19 protein-coding genes are annotated in these 17,779 nt (G+C 40.7%); 12 read left to right on the top strand and 7 right to left on the bottom strand.

Annotated features, from left to right (window positions below; all coding sequences use genetic code 11):
- Positions 1 to 5: 5 nt before the first annotated feature.
- Positions 6 to 1,136, bottom strand: coding sequence for a GerAB/ArcD/ProY family transporter (locus ACMX9J_RS08470; RefSeq protein ID WP_416225642.1), 1,131 nt, complete (start codon positions 1,134 to 1,136; stop codon positions 6 to 8).
- Between the two features lie 160 nt (positions 1,137 to 1,296).
- Between ACMX9J_RS08470 and ACMX9J_RS08465 the strand changes: the two genes are divergently transcribed.
- The 5 genes from ACMX9J_RS08465 to ACMX9J_RS08445 all read left to right on the top strand — a co-directional run bounded on the left by ACMX9J_RS08465 (position 1,297) and on the right by ACMX9J_RS08445 (position 6,236).
- Positions 1,297 to 1,782, top strand: coding sequence for a hypothetical protein (locus tag ACMX9J_RS08465; protein WP_047750315.1), 486 nt, complete (start codon positions 1,297 to 1,299; stop codon positions 1,780 to 1,782).
- Between the two features lie 81 nt (positions 1,783 to 1,863).
- On the top strand, positions 1,864 to 2,346 hold the full coding sequence (locus tag ACMX9J_RS08460) for a GNAT family N-acetyltransferase (RefSeq protein ID WP_416225641.1): 483 nt from the start codon (positions 1,864 to 1,866) through the stop codon (positions 2,344 to 2,346).
- 2 nt (positions 2,347 to 2,348) lie between these two features.
- Complete coding sequence (locus tag ACMX9J_RS08455; RefSeq protein ID WP_416225640.1) at positions 2,349 to 3,428, top strand: DNA alkylation repair protein; 1,080 nt, start codon at positions 2,349 to 2,351, stop codon at positions 3,426 to 3,428.
- Positions 3,429 to 3,584: 156 nt separating this feature from the next.
- Entirely contained in the window at positions 3,585 to 4,169 is a 585-nt protein-coding gene (locus ACMX9J_RS08450; protein WP_416225639.1) for a hypothetical protein, read from the top strand.
- A 411-nt stretch (positions 4,170 to 4,580) separates the two neighbouring features.
- Positions 4,581 to 6,236 (top strand): M14 family metallopeptidase, encoded by a 1,656-nt coding sequence (locus ACMX9J_RS08445; protein ID WP_416225638.1) that lies wholly within the window; start codon positions 4,581 to 4,583, stop codon positions 6,234 to 6,236.
- A 22-nt stretch (positions 6,237 to 6,258) separates the two neighbouring features.
- On the opposite strand, the gene ACMX9J_RS08440 is transcribed toward ACMX9J_RS08445, so the two are convergent.
- Together ACMX9J_RS08440 and ACMX9J_RS08435 are read right to left on the bottom strand one after the other, a co-directional pair.
- Positions 6,259 to 6,414, bottom strand: a complete 156-nt coding sequence (locus ACMX9J_RS08440; RefSeq protein WP_141483553.1) for an intracellular growth attenuator family protein — start codon at positions 6,412 to 6,414, stop codon at positions 6,259 to 6,261.
- 81 nt (positions 6,415 to 6,495) lie between these two features.
- Complete coding sequence (locus tag ACMX9J_RS08435; protein ID WP_416225637.1) at positions 6,496 to 6,834, bottom strand: general stress protein; 339 nt, start codon at positions 6,832 to 6,834, stop codon at positions 6,496 to 6,498.
- A 222-nt stretch (positions 6,835 to 7,056) separates the two neighbouring features.
- Here ACMX9J_RS08435 and ACMX9J_RS08430 point away from each other — a divergent pair, with 222 nt between their 5' ends.
- Positions 7,057 to 7,926, top strand: coding sequence for an SDR family oxidoreductase (locus ACMX9J_RS08430; protein WP_416225636.1), 870 nt, complete (start codon positions 7,057 to 7,059; stop codon positions 7,924 to 7,926).
- A 32-nt stretch (positions 7,927 to 7,958) separates the two neighbouring features.
- Positions 7,959 to 8,183 (top strand): hypothetical protein, encoded by a 225-nt coding sequence (locus tag ACMX9J_RS08425; RefSeq protein ID WP_029323273.1) that lies wholly within the window; start codon positions 7,959 to 7,961, stop codon positions 8,181 to 8,183.
- A gap of 42 nt (positions 8,184 to 8,225) precedes the next feature.
- On the opposite strand, the gene ACMX9J_RS08420 is transcribed toward ACMX9J_RS08425, so the two are convergent.
- Positions 8,226 to 9,083 (bottom strand): STAS domain-containing protein, encoded by an 858-nt coding sequence (locus ACMX9J_RS08420; RefSeq protein ID WP_416225635.1) that lies wholly within the window; start codon positions 9,081 to 9,083, stop codon positions 8,226 to 8,228.
- 169 nt (positions 9,084 to 9,252) lie between these two features.
- Between ACMX9J_RS08420 and ACMX9J_RS08415 the strand changes: the two genes are divergently transcribed.
- Together ACMX9J_RS08415 and ACMX9J_RS08410 are read left to right on the top strand one after the other, a co-directional pair.
- Complete coding sequence (locus tag ACMX9J_RS08415; RefSeq protein WP_416225634.1) at positions 9,253 to 10,194, top strand: magnesium transporter CorA family protein; 942 nt, start codon at positions 9,253 to 9,255, stop codon at positions 10,192 to 10,194.
- Positions 10,195 to 10,275: 81 nt separating this feature from the next.
- Complete coding sequence (locus ACMX9J_RS08410) at positions 10,276 to 10,407, top strand: hypothetical protein (RefSeq protein WP_260506417.1); 132 nt, start codon at positions 10,276 to 10,278, stop codon at positions 10,405 to 10,407.
- A 125-nt stretch (positions 10,408 to 10,532) separates the two neighbouring features.
- Here ACMX9J_RS08410 and ACMX9J_RS08405 read toward each other — a convergent pair whose 3' ends face one another.
- The 3 genes from ACMX9J_RS08405 to ACMX9J_RS08395 all read right to left on the bottom strand — a co-directional run bounded on the left by ACMX9J_RS08405 (position 10,533) and on the right by ACMX9J_RS08395 (position 12,500).
- Positions 10,533 to 10,835 carry a hypothetical protein gene (locus tag ACMX9J_RS08405; protein WP_016764991.1) on the bottom strand — a complete coding sequence of 101 codons (303 nt, stop codon included), beginning with the start codon at positions 10,833 to 10,835 and terminating at the stop codon, positions 10,533 to 10,535.
- A 19-nt stretch (positions 10,836 to 10,854) separates the two neighbouring features.
- Positions 10,855 to 11,160: a hypothetical protein gene (locus tag ACMX9J_RS08400; RefSeq protein ID WP_230624686.1), complete on the bottom strand. Its 306-nt coding sequence runs from the start codon at positions 11,158 to 11,160 to the stop codon at positions 10,855 to 10,857.
- 128 nt (positions 11,161 to 11,288) lie between these two features.
- Positions 11,289 to 12,500 carry an AGE family epimerase/isomerase gene (locus ACMX9J_RS08395; RefSeq protein ID WP_416225633.1) on the bottom strand — a complete coding sequence of 404 codons (1,212 nt, stop codon included), beginning with the start codon at positions 12,498 to 12,500 and terminating at the stop codon, positions 11,289 to 11,291.
- A gap of 347 nt (positions 12,501 to 12,847) precedes the next feature.
- On the opposite strand from ACMX9J_RS08395, the gene ACMX9J_RS08390 reads away from it, so the two are divergent.
- The 3 genes from ACMX9J_RS08390 (at position 12,848) to ACMX9J_RS08380 (ending at position 17,693) form a co-directional block, all read left to right on the top strand.
- Positions 12,848 to 14,182, top strand: coding sequence for an SH3 domain-containing protein (locus ACMX9J_RS08390; RefSeq protein ID WP_416225632.1), 1,335 nt, complete (start codon positions 12,848 to 12,850; stop codon positions 14,180 to 14,182).
- A 338-nt stretch (positions 14,183 to 14,520) separates the two neighbouring features.
- The gene (locus tag ACMX9J_RS08385; protein WP_416225631.1) at positions 14,521 to 16,164 is read left to right on the top strand and encodes a diguanylate cyclase domain-containing protein; all 1,644 of its coding nucleotides are present in this window, start codon (positions 14,521 to 14,523) and stop codon (positions 16,162 to 16,164) included.
- A 17-nt stretch (positions 16,165 to 16,181) separates the two neighbouring features.
- Positions 16,182 to 17,693 (top strand): methyl-accepting chemotaxis protein, encoded by a 1,512-nt coding sequence (locus ACMX9J_RS08380; protein ID WP_053001469.1) that lies wholly within the window; start codon positions 16,182 to 16,184, stop codon positions 17,691 to 17,693.
- The last annotated feature ends 86 nt before the right edge of the window (positions 17,694 to 17,779 follow it).

Genomic DNA, 17,779 nt, shown 5'->3' with positions numbered 1-17,779 from the left:
ACATACTACGAATTTTCTGCGGTCTTTTTCACAGTGACGGACTGTACTTTTTTTCGATTTCTTAAAAAGGCGATCACGAGTAAAAAAGCAGGAATGACAATTTGAAACGGAAGATGTAAAGTGAACGGAATAATCTTTAAACCTTCATAGACATGTTCGAAATAGTTTTGAGCAAGAGACAATGAATAAAACAAAATGACCAAGCCGATTGGAAATACAAGCGGTGACGGGTTTTTAAGCTCAAACACGTGAGAAAGGCCCAGCACGGTGGCGTAGAAAAACAGACCGATTTTAAAGAAGCCGCCAGTGATTAAAGCCACCATAAAAAATACATCAAGCCGCTCTAAAAACCCTGCAAATTGAATGCTTTGAACGGTGCTTAAAAGCGGAAAAGCAGACCTCGATGTTAAGGTAACGCCCAGCACACCTATATTCACAATCATTGTGATCATAAGATTAATACCGTTTAATGTGATTGCGCTGAATACAATCAGAGCGGTCTTTTTCACATTTTTTGTATACGGGAAAATCATTGCAAATACAATCACTTCACCAAAAGGAAAATAAAGCGTTTGGCTGTAGGCAACGCGAAGCACCGGAGCGATGCCTTTTTCAAGAATCGGCCGCAGGCTTGTAAAATCAATGAGGCCGGAAACAAAGATAAGAATAAAGCCAGCAACGGCGAGTACGTAAATGAAGAAAAACAGCAGTTCCGCCGAACGTGCCATTACTTCAATTCCTTGGCGAACGGTATAGATAATTCCGAGCATCAGTAAAGCGTTCACTATAAAAAGCGGCGTATCGGGATAGACGAACGTAAGAAGCATCGCGCCAAAATCGCGCAGCACCCGCGCGGCTCCATTCGCAAAATATAATATGTAAAGAAAAGCAAGTATGCGTCCCGGCACTTTTCCAATAATTTTTTCGATATACTCCGTCAGGGCTAAATCCGGATAATAGCGGTGCAAGCGATAATACATAAAAATAAGTGCATAGCTGCTGATCATACCAACTAAAATAGCAATCCAAGCATCTTGCTTAGCGTCCATTGCTAAGCCGACCAAAAAGGCGCTGCCAATCTCAAAGAGCGTAATTAACACAAACAGCTGCCATCCGCTAATTCGAGTTTTTTCCACTGCCTATCCGCCTCCTTTTCTACAGCTAGTATGCGCTTTTTAACGTGAAGCATATGCATCATGTAAGTAAAGAGTTGGAAAGGAAATAGGGATATTTTGTTAAAAACTAAGTGCGCTAGCCGAAGATATAAGAGAGAAGTACGTAAAAGGAGAGAGCGTATTGGATTTATTTGAAGTTATATTGAGTATCCATATTGGACTCGGAATGATTTGTTTGCTTTCAGGAGCGGTGTCCATGCTAGCGGCTAAGAAAAAAGGAGGGCATACCAAATGGGGAGAAGTGTACCACGGTGTTTACGCAGCCCTAGCCGCTACAGCTATCATGTTAGCGATTTGGAAATGGAATGAAATTGCCTATTTATTTTATATTGCGGTGTTTTCATACGGATTAGCGGTATACGGGTACTTAGCACGCAAGCAAAAATGGAAGAGCTGGCTTCAGCATCATATTCGCGGGATGCTGGGGTCTTATATCGGAGCGGTTACCGCGCTGCTTGTGAATATTGGAGACAGTATTCCGCTGTTAAATATGCTTCCGCCTCTTTTTTATTGGTTTTTGCCGACGATTATTGGCAGTCCGCTTATTTACTTAGTCGGAAGACGCTATCGAAAAAATCCTTCCGTTTCTAAAAAAATATCATACTAACGAAAAAAGCCTTTTCTCTATAAAAGGCTTTTTTCTATGGCGAACATTTGTGCTATGATAGAGAAGCAAGGAGGATACAGCATGAAAGAAAATCATCAGTTTACCATACATACAGATAAAGAAAAGCTTGATATAGATGTTATCTACTCGTACCTTCATCATGAATCATACTGGGCAAAAGGAATTCCGTTTCATCTTGTTCAAACATCTATTGAACATTCCGTTTGTTTTGGCGTCTATGATGAGTGCGATAAACAAGTAGGGTTTGGACGGATTATTTCAGATTTTGCGACGTTTGCTTACTTGGCAGATGTGTTTATTCTTCCGCACGTGCGAGGCAACGGCCTTGGAAAAGCATTGGTACAAGAAATGATTCGCTATCAGCCGATTCAACACGTACGAAAAATTTTACTAGCGACAAAAGATGCTCACGGTTTGTACAGTCAGTACGGATTCAAAGAAGTCAAAAACAAACAGCTGTTTATGCAAATTTTTAAAAAGGGCATGTACGAGCGGGCGCTTTATTCAAAGGAAGATAAAATACTGCCTGGAAAAGAGGGATAGGTATGGCTGAAGAGTTACGTAAAAGCGTATTTAATGAAGAGTTGATTACGCACTTGAGCGACGCTTTTTCACGTGAAATGAGTTCATTTGATCAAAAAGCATTTCATGAGCTGGTTTTTCAACAGGACTGGAAAGACTTAGGGCTGAAAGAGCGCATGAGAAGAATTACGCTTTCCATGCATGAAGTGCTGCCGGCGGATTATGAAGAAGCACTTCATATTTTATATAAAGCGGCTCCAACGGTAGGAGGACTTCAAGGCACGATTTTTCCAGATTACGTTGAACTATACGGATTAAACGCTTGGGAAGCTTCCATAAAAGCACTCGCGTTTTTTACACCGTTTTCCACATCAGAATTTGGGGTGCGTCCGTTTTTAATTCAAGATCAAAAACGAATGCTCCAGCAAATGATTGAGTGGGCAGGAGATGAAAACCATCATATTCGCAGATTAGCAAGCGAAGGGAGCCGACCTAGACTTCCGTGGGGACAATCAGTACCTGCGTTAAAGCAGGATCCAAAACAAACGCTGCCGATTTTAGAACAGTTAAAACGCGATGAATCGCTCTATGTCCGCAAAAGCGTAGCCAATCATTTAAACGATATTTCGTATATAGAAAAAGATTGGATGCTTGATGTGATGAAAAGCTGGTACGGAAAAGACGCTAAAACCGACTGGATTGTTAAACACGCGTGCCGTTCACTGCTGAAAAAAGGAGATTCTGAAGCTCTGTCTCTTTTTGGCTATGGAGATGACCCAGGCGTAATTGTCACAGGTCTTGGCTTACAGCCGCATGTCATTGCGATTGGTGATAGCATTGACTTTTCCTTTGAGTTATCGGTGGAAAAAAACATGCCGCTTCGCATAGAGTATGGAATTCATTACGTAAAAGCAAAAGGAAACCGCACTCAAAAAGTGTTTATGCTAAAAAATGTTCAAGCAAAAGCAGGCCAAGCGCTGACAGTCACAAAAAAGCATGGGTTTAAAGATTTAAGTACACGAAAACATTATAATGGTAAGCATACGCTTTCTGTTATTGTAAACGGAGTGGTAAAAGCAGAAGCGGATTTTGTGATCGAGTAGCTCTTTCCTGATGGAGAGAGTTTCTTTATGTTTCTATAGAGTTGATAAGGAAACTTAAATCAATAGGTTGTTGCCTCTTTACTTATTTACAAAATCGACTGAGAAACATCCATTTAAATTCCTTTTATGGTATATTAATCCTTAAGGAGTGGTGAAGTGAAAAAAATTATGGTGGGCACATTGAGTGCTTTTTTGGCAATGTCATTGGTAGCGTGCTCAAACTCTGCTAGCAAAGAAGAGAGCGGCTATAGCATTCAAAAAGTGAAAGTCAAGATAACGGATGATGCTGATTTAATTGGAAAAGTTGGTATACAAGATAGCAAAGGAAAAATGGTCGACGTAAAACCAAAAGCGCTGTATTACGAGTTTAAAATGAAGCAGCAAGGCAAGCGTAAATTCTATCAAAATGATAAAGACGAAATAGAAGCTAAAATTATACCGAATGAAGATTTAAAGAAAGCATCTATCAATACAGTAGGCGTTAATGTATTTGATGAGTGGCATGAGCAGTTTGGTACAGGGATGGGAATTGAAGAGTTTGACTATATGAAAAAAGGAAAAGTCGATGTGCACTACGATCTGGGGGCGACTGTTAAAAACAAAGAAATGCCTATGGCTCCGTCCGATCAGGAATTAAAAAAACTCCAAAAAGTTGCGAGGCATGGAAAGCTCGTCATTACAAGAAATAACAAAGAAATTGGTCGATATGATTTAGAGACGTTAGAATCTGTAAAGAAATGATCGATAGCTGCATGGAGTATGGGCAGCTAAATTACGGACAGTGCGGGTTCAATGAAGGGCTAAAGTTTATAGCAGTTCATACATAAAAGAGAGGCTGGACCAAATGTATTTTAGCCGAAGTGAAAAATGAACCATTGATCAACATGTTTGATTAGTGGTTCTTTTTTTGTTAGGTTGAACAAGAAGTCCGAATTGTTAATCCAGATTATTTGTCTTCAGATTGAATTGATTCTGCTATGTCTCAATCCTTTTTTATATAAATGCACTCATTTGATACATTAAAAATAGTCAAAAAGGTTCAGCTCCCTTATCTTGAAGTTATTTCCTTAAACGGTATAATTATTTATGTAACATTTTAAATATTTAAAAAATTTAAAATGTCTAATCAAGGGGATGGGGAGGAGTAAATGAATGAAAAAAACTGTAAAACGAACGGCCGTGCCGGCGATTTTGTCAATTGGATTATTGCTGTCGCCGCTTGCGGTACAAGCTGAGATGCCTTACTACGGAAAAGACTACAGTCAGCCGGAAAAAATTAAAGCGCTTTATCCGGAAATAAAGGTGAATGAAGCAACGCCGGCATTTATGAAAGGGCAAGACGCATTTACGACTCAAGAAGAAATGATGAGCTATGTCCAAACGCTTGCTCATAAAAGTCCGTACGTAAAGCTGAAGATTATCGGTAAATCACAGCAAGGGCGAGACATTCCGGCTCTATATTTTTCAAAGGAAAAGAAGTTTGCTGATGGAAAGACATCTAAAAAGCCAACGATTTGGCTTCAAAGTCAAATTCATGGTAATGAACCGGCAAGCGGTGAATCCGTACTCGCCGTTGCAACGCGTTTGACACAAGACTTTGGAAAAGATGTGTTAAATAAAGTCAACATTGTCATTGTGCCGCGCATTAATCCTGACGGATCTTATGCATTTAAACGTCAGCTAGCAAATAATTTAGACGGAAACCGCGATTACATAAAGCTTGAAAGTCCGGAAGTACAGAGCGTACGAGCTGAATTTAACCGTTTTTCACCAGAAGTCGTCATCGACGCTCATGAATATACGCCTTACAGCAGCGGATTTAAAAATATCGGTAAAGAAGGCGTGTGGAAGTATCATGATATTTTACTGCAGTCCGGTCGAAACTTAAATATTCCGCAGAACATTCGCGACGTGTCGGATGAGCTGTTTGTGAACAGTACGCTTACAGCCATTGAAAAGCAAGGATATTCAGGAGAAGTATACTATACGTCTCAAGTGAATAAACAAGGACAGCTGGAAGTAGAAGAAGGCTCAGTTGAACCGCGAATCGGGCGAAACTCACTAGGCTTGTATCCATCGTTTTCATTTTTAGTCGAAAGCAGAGGAATCGGCATTGGCCGAGAAGATTTTCCGCGGCGAGTGAGTGCGCAAATTGCTACACAAGAAAAGCTGATTACACAAACAGCCAATCACGCCAAACAAATTAAAGCGCTGATTGCCAAAGAAAAAGCGGCGCTTGTCAAAAAAGGAAAAAATGCAAATGATCATGATCCAATTGTGGTGAACAGTGAAAATAAAAAAATACCAAACTCTACGTTAGAAATGGTCGATGTAGAAAGCGCGTCTGTTAAAGAAATTCCTGTGACGTACTACAGTGCAAAGAAAGCAACGCCGACGCTTGTCCGCGAACGTCCGACTGCTTACCTTTTAAAACCGGGACATGAAGAGTTAGCAGAAAAACTGCAGGGACAAGGCGTAAAAGGCTTCAAGTTAACGAAAGAAACGGCTCTTTCAGTAGAAGCGTATAATGTCAGCAGCCGCATTGAAAATGAAGTCTACGAAAATAAACCAAATGTGGACGTGCAAACAATCGTCAAGTCAAAAACGGTGACGTTCCCAAGAGGAAGCTACGTCTTTTTAACGTCTCAGCCGCAAAACAATTTATTGTCTCTATCGCTTGAGCCAGAATCTGTGGACAGCTTCACAACGTTTGGTTATTTGCCTTCAGAGGTAGGGCAAGAGCTTGATGTTTACCGGTTTACGCGTTCCATTGAAAAATCGCCTTTGCAAAAAGAATCCCGTAAATAATGAAAAAGCGTGGAGCTTGGCTTCACGCTTTTTCATTATGATCACGTGACTGCTGTCGGTTTTTTCTTCTTCTAGAAAAGAAATAAATAAAAAAGCCGGCTAATACAAGAAGTGTAATAAGAAGAATACTAGTAGGAAAGTAAAGAGAGCCTATCTGAATGCCCAAATAGTTTAACATTATCATAACTTCCTTTCTTGATAAAAAATGGTTTATTTTACTAAATACCCTTATACGCTAATAGAAAACGTTTCAGCTGTTTTAGTAGGGAATGGATTGACTCTGTGCGCCAACAACCACGACATGACCTTGTCTCATCTCTTCTATATACCGGTTTGCCTCCCTGTTAGATAAGCCGAGTGAAGCCATCTTTGAAAGAAGCTCATCTTCTCTTGAAAGAAGCATATTGACCACTGTTTCAAAAATACCTTGCTCTGCCATTCTGTACTTTTTTGTATGTGTTGCCTCCGTTAAATGCTGAGCCCGTTCTTTATCGTAGGCCAGCAGATAAATCTCTTTGCTTGTAAATCCTCTCTTTAAAAAAGAACGGATGACGCAGACTGCCTCCTCTTGGTTTTCTGCTACTTGAATGTGTTTCATACACGAACCAAACCTCCTGATAAAAGATATTTCCGAAATACATCTTCTACTCATCATGTAGCCTTTGTTTCCAACTTTAAACTTGTTTTCTATGAATTTTCTCAGATAGTAAAAGAGAATAGAAACATCATAAATTTTCAAAAAAAGATGTTTGAACTTCAAAACAGAAGGCTAAACCTAGACTATACTAAAAAGTTCCATCAAAAATAGGAGGAGATTAAAATGAATTTACAAGATCAACAAACACAAGGCCAGCCCGAGCAAACGCAAGACCGCCAGCCGGGTATCGAAAGTGAGATGAATCCTCTCCCTATTTATGAGGATGACAATTACATTGGTACAGGAAAATTAAAAGGAAAAGTAGCGCTGGTTACCGGGGGAGACAGCGGAATTGGACGAGCTGTATCCATTGCTTATGCGAAAGAAGGAGCGGACGTAGCCATCGTTTACTTAAACGAACATAGCGACGCCGAGGAAACAAAAGTCCGCATTGAAGAAGAAGGTGTAAGATGCTTGCTGATTGCAGGAGACGTAGGAGACGAATCATTCTGTAACGAAGCGGTAGAAAAAACGGTGAGTGAGCTTGGAAAGCTTGATATCCTTGTGAACAATGCCGGAGAGCAGCATCCAAAAGAAAGCATTAAAGAAATTACGAGTGAACAGCTTGAACGAACGTTCAAAACGAACTTTTATTCATACTTTTATTTTACGAAAAAAGCGCTTGATTATTTAGGAAAAGGCAGTGCCATCATTAATACAACGTCCATTAATCCTTACCGCGGGAATCCTCAGCTGATCGATTATACGGCGACAAAAGGTGCAATTAACGGCTTTACGCGCAGTATGGCGCAAGCGCTTGTCAAAGACGGTATTCGTGTGAACGGCGTAGCGCCGGGACCAATCTGGACACCGCTTATTCCGTCTACTTTCTCAGGCGATAAAGTAGGAGAATTCGGTACAGACACACCGATGGGCAGACCTGGACACCCTGTGGAGCACGTGGGCTGTTATGTGCTGCTAGCTTCAAATGATTCATCTTATATGACGGGTCAAACGCTTCATGTCAACGGCGGAGATTTCATGAACACATAATTGCTTCACCTATTATAAAGGAGGAGAAAACGATGGGAGAGCGCCAGAAAAGATCTATTTCAAATGCACCAAAAAAACGAGATGAAACGGAGCAGCGTGTAACAGATCAAGACGAAACGTTGTTTGAACGTTTCAAAGAAGAAGAAACAGTGGATCCTATGCCAATGGAAGATATAAGACTTGAACAAAAAGAAGAGAAAAATAAAACGAAAACAAAAGATGAATCGGGTTCTGAAAACATTCATCATCGAAAATAAAAAACAGCCTTCTCGGGCTGTTTTTTTATCTGTGTTTCTATATTAATGAGCATTAGAAGCAATGACAATTTTTGAATCATCTTCTAATGCTTGAGCAAGATTCGATTTAATCCGTATACGGTCAAATTTTAGTCCAAGCTGCATCGCAGTAGTGGCCAATTCAGGGCGGATACCTGATAGAATCGATTTGACGCCGATTAAATCAAGTGCATCTATCAGCTGGAATAGCTCGTGTGCGACCATTGTATCAATCATTACAACGCCTGATAAATCAATATACAAATGAGCAATTTGCTTTTCTGTACACTGTTTTAACGTGCTTTCTAGAATCATTTTAGCTCTTGTCGTGTCAATATCACCAACTAATGGCAAAAGAGCCACGTCTTTTTTAATCACAATAACAGGTGAACTTAGTTCGTGAATCATTTCCTGCTGAGAACGAAGACGACTTGACGCATAATTTTGAGCTTCTGTAATGAATTTTAAGATAATAATATCAAATACTCTTACTACTTTTTCGTTCCACTTATCGATATGCTGTTGAGTCACGTCATGATGAAGTTCTGCAAACTGACGAATATAATCACAATATTGTTTACGGACGTTCATAAACTCTTTAATAATACACTGAATGGGAGTTTGGAGATGGTGTTGATCTTTAGAAACTTTATTTAGCCACGTGTTAAAAGAGTCAAAAAAGCTCTTTTCTTCTTCTATAAAGATGTTGCTGATATATAAATGAAATTCATAGTTTTGCGCTTTTAACCGTTGAATGACATCAGGGTCATTAGAGATATAAACGCCTTCAGAAGATGTTTTATCCAAAGATTCATACCATTCTTCCGTCATAGTTGGTGCACTTTCTAGCAGATAAGAACGTAAAGCGATATCTTTCTTCACTGTTATTCTCCTCTCAAACTGATGAAGCATCGCGCATACGCGCAGTGTATCTATTATTATAGCACTTTTGAAATAAAGATGTATATGAAATGTATGTTTATTTAATGTGCGAGGTTTTAATTGATTGGATATAGGGAAAAATCCTAATAAAAGGGGAAAGAGGGAAAGTATGAATACCGTGACGAGCGATCAGTGGAAATGGTATCAGTTTGATGTAGAAGAAGCAGATGGAATAGCTGATGTCCTTAAAGACTATCAGTACCCACGAGATGAATGGTTTTGCCATCAGCTGCAAAAGAAAAACTCTAATCACATTCAAGTAGATGTAGTAGGAGAAAGTGAGCTGATTTATGGTTCACTCATTTATCATAAGAAGTCATTTGATCAAAGGGATTACGATTCGTTTCACTTTTATATTACCGAGGAGTTTATTATAACCGCGGGACTTGATTTAAAAATCCTCGAACAAACCAACCATGAACGAATGATTGAACGCATGAAGCAGTCTGCTAATACGGCGGAAAGTTTTTTTATTCTTTTAGGTGAAATTATGAAAAAGCACTTAAATGGATTTGATCAGTTTGAAAGTCATTTCAGAGAGCTTCTGTGGGAAGTGCGCCATAATAATAACATCGACGTGTTAGATGAAATTCATAAAGCGCGTTATGACCTGCTTATATGGACAAATTTAATCAGTTCTGTTCGAGAAGTCACAATGGGAATCGAAGAAGCGTTTCATAAAAAAATTAACCAAACGATTCAATATCAGCGAATGTGCAAAAAAATCGAAATCGGCTTAACGCTAATTGAACAATATCAAAAAGAATTTGACGCGTTAATTAAATTAGAAGAAGTTGTGTCGACTCATCGAGGAAATGAGATTATGAAAGCTTTAACGCTGCTGACAGCCATCAGTACGCCTTTAACGGCTTTTGGAGCCCTTTGGGGAATGAACTTTAAAGGGATGCCGGAGCTTGATTGGAAGTTTGGCTATATCTATGCACTCATTTTAATCGTTCTTTCGACCATTGCCATTTATCTCTATTTACGAATGAAAGGATGGACGGGCGATCTCTTAAAAGGAAGAAAAAAGAACTCATTTTTTAAATAAGCTTTAATAAAAGAGGTTGAGACATAACGAAATGAATCCAATCTAAAGGCGAACAAAGGAGATACATGAGCTGGACTGCTTATGACACCGCAGTTGATTTCCGTGCAAACGCGGGCGGCCGCTGAGCCTCCTCGTCGCTTGCGCTCCTGCGGGATCTCATCTGTTCCGCTTTTCCCGCAGGAGTCTTCGCCTTGCCCTCCAATCAACTGCTAGAAGGAACAAAATAGATTAAACTATATTCACCATCACAAAAAACGAACCACTCATCAAACATGTTGATTAATGGTTCGTTTTTCACTTTGGCTAAACTATTTTTGTCTCAGCCTCTTTGTTGTTTGTTATCCTCGCCTCCACGTCGTAGGCTCACCTGAACGAAGGCATCTTGGGAATAAATCGTTTTCTTTTAGCTTTACTTGATTGCCGTTTTCGTCGGTATAGCGACCGGTTTGTGGAACCAATTCTCCGGTTGAAAAGGCATCATCTACAGGCTTCCACGTCGTTGATTCACGTGTGTGCGGGCAAGGTGTAAAAAGATCATCTTTTTGAAAAAGTTTAATTTCACCTTCCGCACAAATGTAAGCGCCCGATTCTGGTACAGCTTCACTCGTTCGATAAATGTTCTGGACGGTCTTCACACGCATCCAACCTTTCGTTTTCTATTTAGTTGTATTTTAGTGTCCCTGTTGTGGCGTCCATGTACGTACGGTCTTCTATAATATCTGAGTCGTCTAGCTTTCTAAACGGAGCGCAGTAGCAGACAACACCCGTCTCGATTTCAATTTCTTGAAATCCGTATGCACGGCAAAGGTATTCACCGACAGCGCTTGGAGATGGATGCGTATCCAACTCATCTAATGCTTCGTTAAACATCGCTAGAAATTCTTTTTTCGAAAACTGCTTCTCATGATGCAGTGTTACTGGGTCTCCAGAATCTGTTCCTTGTGCTAACGCGTAAAAATACATCATCTTCACTCCTTATATATATAGTCGTGCTTTTTATGAAATATAGAAACAATGATTGTTAGTAAGTAAATTCCCTTAAATAAACAAAATAAACGCATTTGGAAGAAAACGGTTTCTTTATGATTGTTATCTTAGAGAGAATTCAGTGCTATCAGCGTTTGATAGCAAGCTGCCACAGGGTGATAATCGGCTTTAGGAGCCGGGCTTTTTTTCGAGCTGTAGCGTTCGTTTTGCTGATTTAACAGCTGATACCAGCCTCCATATGTGTGATCGATAAAGTGTTTCTGACAGTAGGAGAACAGGGCGTCGTATGCTTTCCAATATCCGCTGTCTCCGGCTTTTACCCCGAGCAGTGAAGCCGCAGAAATGGCTTCGGCCATCACCCAGTAGTTTTTATCCGGGTCAATGACCTCTTCTTGAGGAGACAGCGCAAAGTAAAGACCTCCGTACTTAGCATCCCAGCCTCGGTTCCAGCCCTTATCAAACAAATACTTTGCACGTTCTGTCATCCAGTTTTCCGAACGGTGCCGATCAAGCCATAAAAGCAGCTTGCTCCATTCAAACTGATGTCCTGGTATAAAGCCGTACGGACGAAATTCATCTTTTGTATCGTTTTTATTGTAGTCCCAATCCGGCTGCCAGTCTGTATCATAATGCTCCCAAATCATGCCGCCAGATCGTTCAGCAAGCTGCTGAGTAACGCCTTTTGCAAGCGCGTATGCCCGGTCTACGTATTTTTTATCTCTTGTTGCTTCAAAGGCAGAAAGCATCGCTTCACACATATGCATGTTTGCATTTTGGCCGCGATATAAAGAAGAAGCTGACCACGATGCGTCCCATTCGTCTCGGTAAAAGCCGTGCGCATCTTCCCAAAAGTACTTTTCCATCACGTCATAGACCTGTTCAATTGTTTCTTTTGCTTGTAAAATGCCGGCTTGGTACGCGATGGAAGAAGCTAAAAGAGCAAAAGCGTGGCCATATGCTTGTTTAGAATCATCTTTGACTTCTCCGTCATCGGCTATTTCAAAAAAATACCCGCCGTTCTCTCTATCATAATGGTTGTTTTGTAGAAAACGAATGCCGTGCTGAGCTGCTTCTTTGCACCAATCCGGTCCGTCTAAAAGAGCCCCTACACTGAAGATATAAATAAAGCGCGCCGTACTTACTAAGTGCTTTGAATGCGTGTTGTTGACGGTGCCGTCGTCGTAGTATTCATGGATATACCCGCCGTTTTTTTGGTCAATACAAGCGGGGTAGTAGAAATGAAGCGTATCAAAAATATGCTGTTTTAATGTGTGAGGTTTTCGAAACGCAGTTGAGGAAAAATCCGTTGCCGTGTTCATTTTATCACCATCTCAATCTTTGTTTTTAATTGTTTTTTACCCTAAGCCATTGGTAGTAAACGTAAGGGTTTTTTTGCTGTTTTTGCTCTATTATTCTATTTTTGTTGAAAATGTATCAGTTTGGAAACAAGTTTGAAATATTTTGATATACTTTTGACACGATTATCCGGTATTCTAAAAGTACGTGCTAGCTGGAGCGAACAAATGTACAGAGCCTCTAGACGTCAAATGATTTTATTTAGTGTGGCTAGTTTAAGATTGAGCTTAAACATCGGATCCTGTTTTCACTTAATCTATTAAACTGGCAACATGTATTTCTATTATATTTTGCAAATGAGGTATAAAAAATGACAGAAGTGAACAAACAAAGATTTTACAAAAAATTAGCGGTAACAGGTCTTGCTTTTACACTTGTAGGAGCTGGAACTCTAGGTCTTCATTCCTTACATTTTACGGGTGAGCCAACTGTCGCAAGCGCAGCAGCGGAAACCTATACAACCACGGCGAATTTAAATATTCGAAGCGGTCCATCGACGTCCAACGCGATTATTGCGACAGTTAAACAAGGCACACAGCTAACGGTAGTTGGACAAGCAGCAAGCGGCTGGCTGAAAGTAAGCTATCAAGGCAAAACGGGCTACGTAAGCAGTGAGTATGTTAAAAAGTCAGGGAGTTCAACGACTAAAACTTATGTAACAACGGCAAATTTAAATATTCGAAGCGCTCCATCGACGTCAAGCACGATTGTTGTAACGGTCAAACAAGGCACGCAGCTAACGTCGACAGCACAAGCAGCGAACGGCTGGCTAAAAGTAAGCTATCAAGGCAAAACGGGTTACGTGAGCACGCAGTACGTAAAAGAATCAACGGGTTCTTCTGAACCGGCTCCAGCTCCAGCTCCGGAGGCTTCTGTCTATGTGGCAACGGCGAATTTAAATGTTCGAACAACTGCTTCAACTTCTGGTGCGGTTATCGCAACACTGAAAGCCGGCACACAGCTCGACGTCACGGCTAAAGCAGCAAACGGCTGGCTGAAAATTACGTATCAAGGGAAGGTTGGCTATGTAAGCGGTCAATACGTACGAGCATTAGCTGGGATGAAAGTGGTTTCGAACCCTGAAAGTATACAAGTTGTTGTGAATAAACAAAACAAGCTTCCGGAAAACTACGTTCCGAAAGATTTAGTATATACAACGATTCCGTTTACATTCAAAGAACAAACGGAAAAGAAAAAAATGCGCAGTGAAGCAGCCGCTGCTATTGCACAGTTGTTTGCGGGTGCGAAAAAACAAGGCGTTACGCTTCTTGGCGTATCAGCTTACCGTTCACATGCAACGCAAAGCGCGCTTTTTAGTTCGTATGTTCAACGAGACGGTTATGATAAAGCGGCAACTTATAGCGCACTGCCAGGCGCGAGTGAACATGAAACAGGTCTTGGAATTGATGTAACAAAAGGAGACGGCACATGTGCTGCTCAAGACTGCTTTGGCGGAACAAAAGAAGCAGCTTGGCTCGATGCCCATGCAGCCGAATATGGATTTATTATTCGCTATCCAAAAGGGAAAGACGCGGTAACCGGCTATAAATATGAGCCGTGGCATTTGCGCTATGTAGGCAAACCAGTGGCGCAGGCGATTAAGAGTAAAGGCATTACGCTTGAAGAATATTACGGAATTAAGTAGGTTTAAAAAAGAGGCTGGAATAAAAGTAGCTTAGTTGACGGAAGATCCGAACGCGTTTGATTTAGAATCAAACGCGTTCGGATCTTTTTATTGTTGCGGTAAAGATAGCTTTCATGTATGTAGGTGCTTCTAGTGGTTTGTTATGCCTCAATCTCTTTTATTTTTGTTCATCATGTTTACCCTTCTTGTGAAGGAGGGTAGGTAATGATACAAAAGAACTACTGTTTGTACATTTAAAGTTGAGTTTGTGTGTGAAAAGATCTAGTGTATATTTCATACAGAAGTGTAAAGTACAGGGGGCGTTCATCTGTGAAAAAACGAAGGAGATGCATCCTATCATGTTGAAAGATCATATGTTTGAATTTTATTTTGATCAAATGAATGAGCTGGTTTTTTTGGCGGAAGTAAAGAACCAACATCTTTATTATAAAAAAATGAATAAAGCGGCTGCTAAGCTTGTACGGTACCAAGGAGAAGCGGGCATGCGGCTAGAAAGCGTACTCCCTGAGCGGGCGTATCACTCTCTTTACCCTTACCATATAAAAGCGATGGAAACAAAAAAGCCAGTTACCTACCATGACATAAATACCTTCTCAGATGAAGCTGAAGCGTTTGAAACAACGCTTACCCCCATTTTTGATGATACCGACAATAGTACGCACCTATTGGTGATGAGTAAAAATATCCAGGAGTTAAAAAAAGATTTAGCCCAAAGTATGGAGCGGTATAAGTCGCTTTTTATGAACCATGAAAACGCCATATGTATGATGGATCTAAGCGGTAAAATTGTTCAAGCAAATCCTGCCTGTGAGCAAATGTTCGGCTACGATACGCAAGAGATCATCAATAGTTCTTACATGCAGCTTCTAGAAGAGCTGAAGATTGATGTTCGTGCTTTGCCTCTGCATCACATCATATACGACCAAAGCTACAGCAAAGAAATCCAAGCGTGGCACAAAGAAAAAGGAATGATTTATTTATATGTTACAAACGTGCCCATCATCGTGGAAAATGAATGGATGGGTATTTACTTGATTGCTCAGGACGTTACAAAGGAAAAGGTAGCTGAAATAAAGCTGGAAAACACGGTGAAAGATTTAGCAAACATGAAGTATGCCCTTGATGAGTCCGCAATCGTAAGCGTCCTGGATCCATATGGAACGATTAGGTATGTCAATGATATGTTCTGTACGATATTTGGCTATGAAAAAGAAGAGCTAATTGGACAATCATACGAGTTATTTGATGTAAGCTATGATTTTCGGGTTCTTGAAAGTATTGGCCAAGGAAAGGTTTGGAGAGGGCAAGTCAAAAGCATAACAAAAGAAGGCGTCATCGTGTGGAGCCATAAGACCATTGTTCCGCTGACCGATATTCATCACCGCATCTCAAGCTACGTGCTGATTCAAACTGATATTACTGCGCAAAAAAACCTAGAAAATCAGCTGAAGTTTAAGGCGTTTCATGACAGTTTGACGGGGGTGCCGAATCGAATGATGCTGCAAAAACAAGTGCAGGCTGCGATCGAGCAAAAGGAAAGATTTGGCCTGCTGTTTTTAGACTGTGATAATTTTAAAGAAGTGAACGATCAATTTGGTCATGATATTGGCGATGCATTTTTAATTCAGTACGCGCATCGGTTAACGTCTTGCATTCGCACATGTGACGAAGTGTATCGCCTCGGAGGAGATGAATTTGTGATCTTACTTCGGCACATTGAAAGGCGCGAGGAAATTCAGCAGATCATGGAACGAATTCATCGAGAGCTTCAAAAAGAATGGAGTATTGAATCCTGCATCTTTACAGCTACATCGACCATCGGAGCCGCTTATTATCCAGAAAACGGAGAATCATTTCAAGAACTGTTAAAACAGGCGGATCAAGCGCTGTACGAAGGAAAACGACAGGGGAAAAATAACGTGAATTTCTATAAAAAAAACCACTCTGTAGCCGATTCTATAGATAAAGAAAGTATTGTTTAATATAGAAAGGGAGAAATATGAATAAACATAAATTAATGGTTGTTTTATCAAGCGGAGCAGTGATACTTTCTCTGCTCATACATATCATTCATCGTATTTGGCCGATGGATATGGCTGGCATGTCGATGGAACATAATTCAACGCCAGGCGAAGTGTCACTGATCTTTTTGATGCTTCCTATTCTTTTTCTTGGCGTGCTGCTTGTACTGTATGTTAAAAAGCATGAGCTAGTACCTGCGTTTGTGACGCTAACGCTCACGTTTTCAAGCATCAGCACGGTTGTAGGCGGAGGAGGAATGGTCGAGTATCACTTTTCAATTTTTATGGTGATAGCCATTCTTTCCTACTATGAAAATGTAAAGCTGTTATTGTTAATGACGGGTATTTTTGTCATCGAGCATCTAGTGGGATTTTTCGTGCCATTTTTTACACCGATTATTTTCGGAACGTCTTCTTATTCTTTTTCGATGCTGTGCCTTCACGCGGCGTATTTGCTTTTTACATCAGGGGCGACCGCTTGGCAAATTACTTCAAAGAAAAAATATACAGAACAGCTTCAGCAGCAAAATAAACAAAAGCAGCACGTCATTTATGACATGATGAAAAAACTGCATGAAACGAATGGTCAGGTAAGACAAACGGTTGCTGACTTAAAGGGAAGCTTAGAAGAATCGCAAGCGGCTAGTCATCATACGACGGCTTCAATGCAAGAACTAGCGGCAGGAGCGGACCAGCAGGTAATAATGGCTCAAAAAAGCAGTGAGTTTCTAGAAGAGATGACGCAAGGCGTAACCAAAATAGCCGAGGCTTCAGGGGCAGTCAGCGAAGCTTCTGATCAAACAGCAAATGAAGCCGTGCAGGGAAAAGAAAAAATTCAAGAAGCCATTCAACAAATTTATACAATCGATTCTTCTGTTCAGCATGCAGCTAGCGTTATTCATCAGTTAAAAGAACGTTCTGCAGAAATCAACGATATTATGAGTGTGATTTCAGGCATTGCTGCACAAACAAATCTACTGGCGCTAAATGCTGCAATTGAAGCAGCGCGTGCAGGCGAACATGGTAAAGGGTTTGCGGTCGTAGCAGCGGAAGTTCGAAAACTTGCAGAACAATCCAATCAGTCAGCCGAACAAGTAGCAAGACTCATTCAGCATATTCAGCAAGAAACGTCTCAAGCCGTAGCATTCATTCAATCAGGAACTGCTGATGTAAAAAACGGTATTTTACTAGCCAACGAAGCGGAAAATGTTTTTAATCGAATCGCCGACGCATCTACGTACGTTCACGAACAAATTCAGCAAACGGCTGCTTCCGCACAGCAAATAGCAGCCGGATCTACGCAGGTGCTCCATGCCGTCAGCGAGATGACCGCTTTTGCGAACCAATCAGCCGCAAGCAGCAGCAGCATTTCTTCTGCTTCCGTGCGTCAGCTGCAATCGCTGCAGACTATTGACCAGACGGCTGAATTTTTAAGTGGATTAGTTGAAGAGCTTGGCAGCGTAACGGAAAAGTTAGCGAAGCAAGCGTGAATGAGGTAGAGCAGCAGATGACGTAGACGTACATAATTTTTAGCCTCTTCATTAGAAATACGATTCGCTTATTTTCCAGTTATATG

Source organism: Priestia sp. RMT2NF4, assembly GCF_047872835.1.
Classification (GTDB): domain Bacteria; phylum Bacillota; class Bacilli; order Bacillales; family Bacillaceae_H; genus Priestia; species Priestia zanthoxyli.
The sequence above is the reverse complement of the archived record's forward strand: the minus strand, read 5'-3'. Positions and strand labels throughout refer to the sequence as shown.

Coding starts and splice junctions, on each gene's coding strand:
- ACMX9J_RS08460 (WP_416225641.1), top strand. CDS start 1,864: ATGAAAGAAAATCATCAGTTTACCATACATACAGATAAAGAAAAGCTT.
- ACMX9J_RS08455 (WP_416225640.1), top strand. CDS start 2,349: ATGGCTGAAGAGTTACGTAAAAGCGTATTTAATGAAGAGTTGATTACG.
- ACMX9J_RS08445 (WP_416225638.1), top strand. CDS start 4,581: ATGAAAAAAACTGTAAAACGAACGGCCGTGCCGGCGATTTTGTCAATT.
- ACMX9J_RS08440 (WP_141483553.1), bottom strand. CDS start 6,414: ATGTTAAACTATTTGGGCATTCAGATAGGCTCTCTTTACTTTCCTACT.
- ACMX9J_RS08435 (WP_416225637.1), bottom strand. CDS start 6,834: ATGAAACACATTCAAGTAGCAGAAAACCAAGAGGAGGCAGTCTGCGTC.
- ACMX9J_RS08430 (WP_416225636.1), top strand. CDS start 7,057: ATGAATTTACAAGATCAACAAACACAAGGCCAGCCCGAGCAAACGCAA.
- ACMX9J_RS08425 (WP_029323273.1), top strand. CDS start 7,959: ATGGGAGAGCGCCAGAAAAGATCTATTTCAAATGCACCAAAAAAACGA.
- ACMX9J_RS08415 (WP_416225634.1), top strand. CDS start 9,253: ATGAATACCGTGACGAGCGATCAGTGGAAATGGTATCAGTTTGATGTA.
- ACMX9J_RS08410 (WP_260506417.1), top strand. CDS start 10,276: ATGACACCGCAGTTGATTTCCGTGCAAACGCGGGCGGCCGCTGAGCCT.
- ACMX9J_RS08405 (WP_016764991.1), bottom strand. CDS start 10,835: ATGCGTGTGAAGACCGTCCAGAACATTTATCGAACGAGTGAAGCTGTA.
- ACMX9J_RS08400 (WP_230624686.1), bottom strand. CDS start 11,160: ATGATGTATTTTTACGCGTTAGCACAAGGAACAGATTCTGGAGACCCA.
- ACMX9J_RS08395 (WP_416225633.1), bottom strand. CDS start 12,500: ATGAACACGGCAACGGATTTTTCCTCAACTGCGTTTCGAAAACCTCAC.
- ACMX9J_RS08390 (WP_416225632.1), top strand. CDS start 12,848: ATGACAGAAGTGAACAAACAAAGATTTTACAAAAAATTAGCGGTAACA.
- ACMX9J_RS08385 (WP_416225631.1), top strand. CDS start 14,521: ATGTTGAAAGATCATATGTTTGAATTTTATTTTGATCAAATGAATGAG.
- ACMX9J_RS08380 (WP_053001469.1), top strand. CDS start 16,182: ATGAATAAACATAAATTAATGGTTGTTTTATCAAGCGGAGCAGTGATA.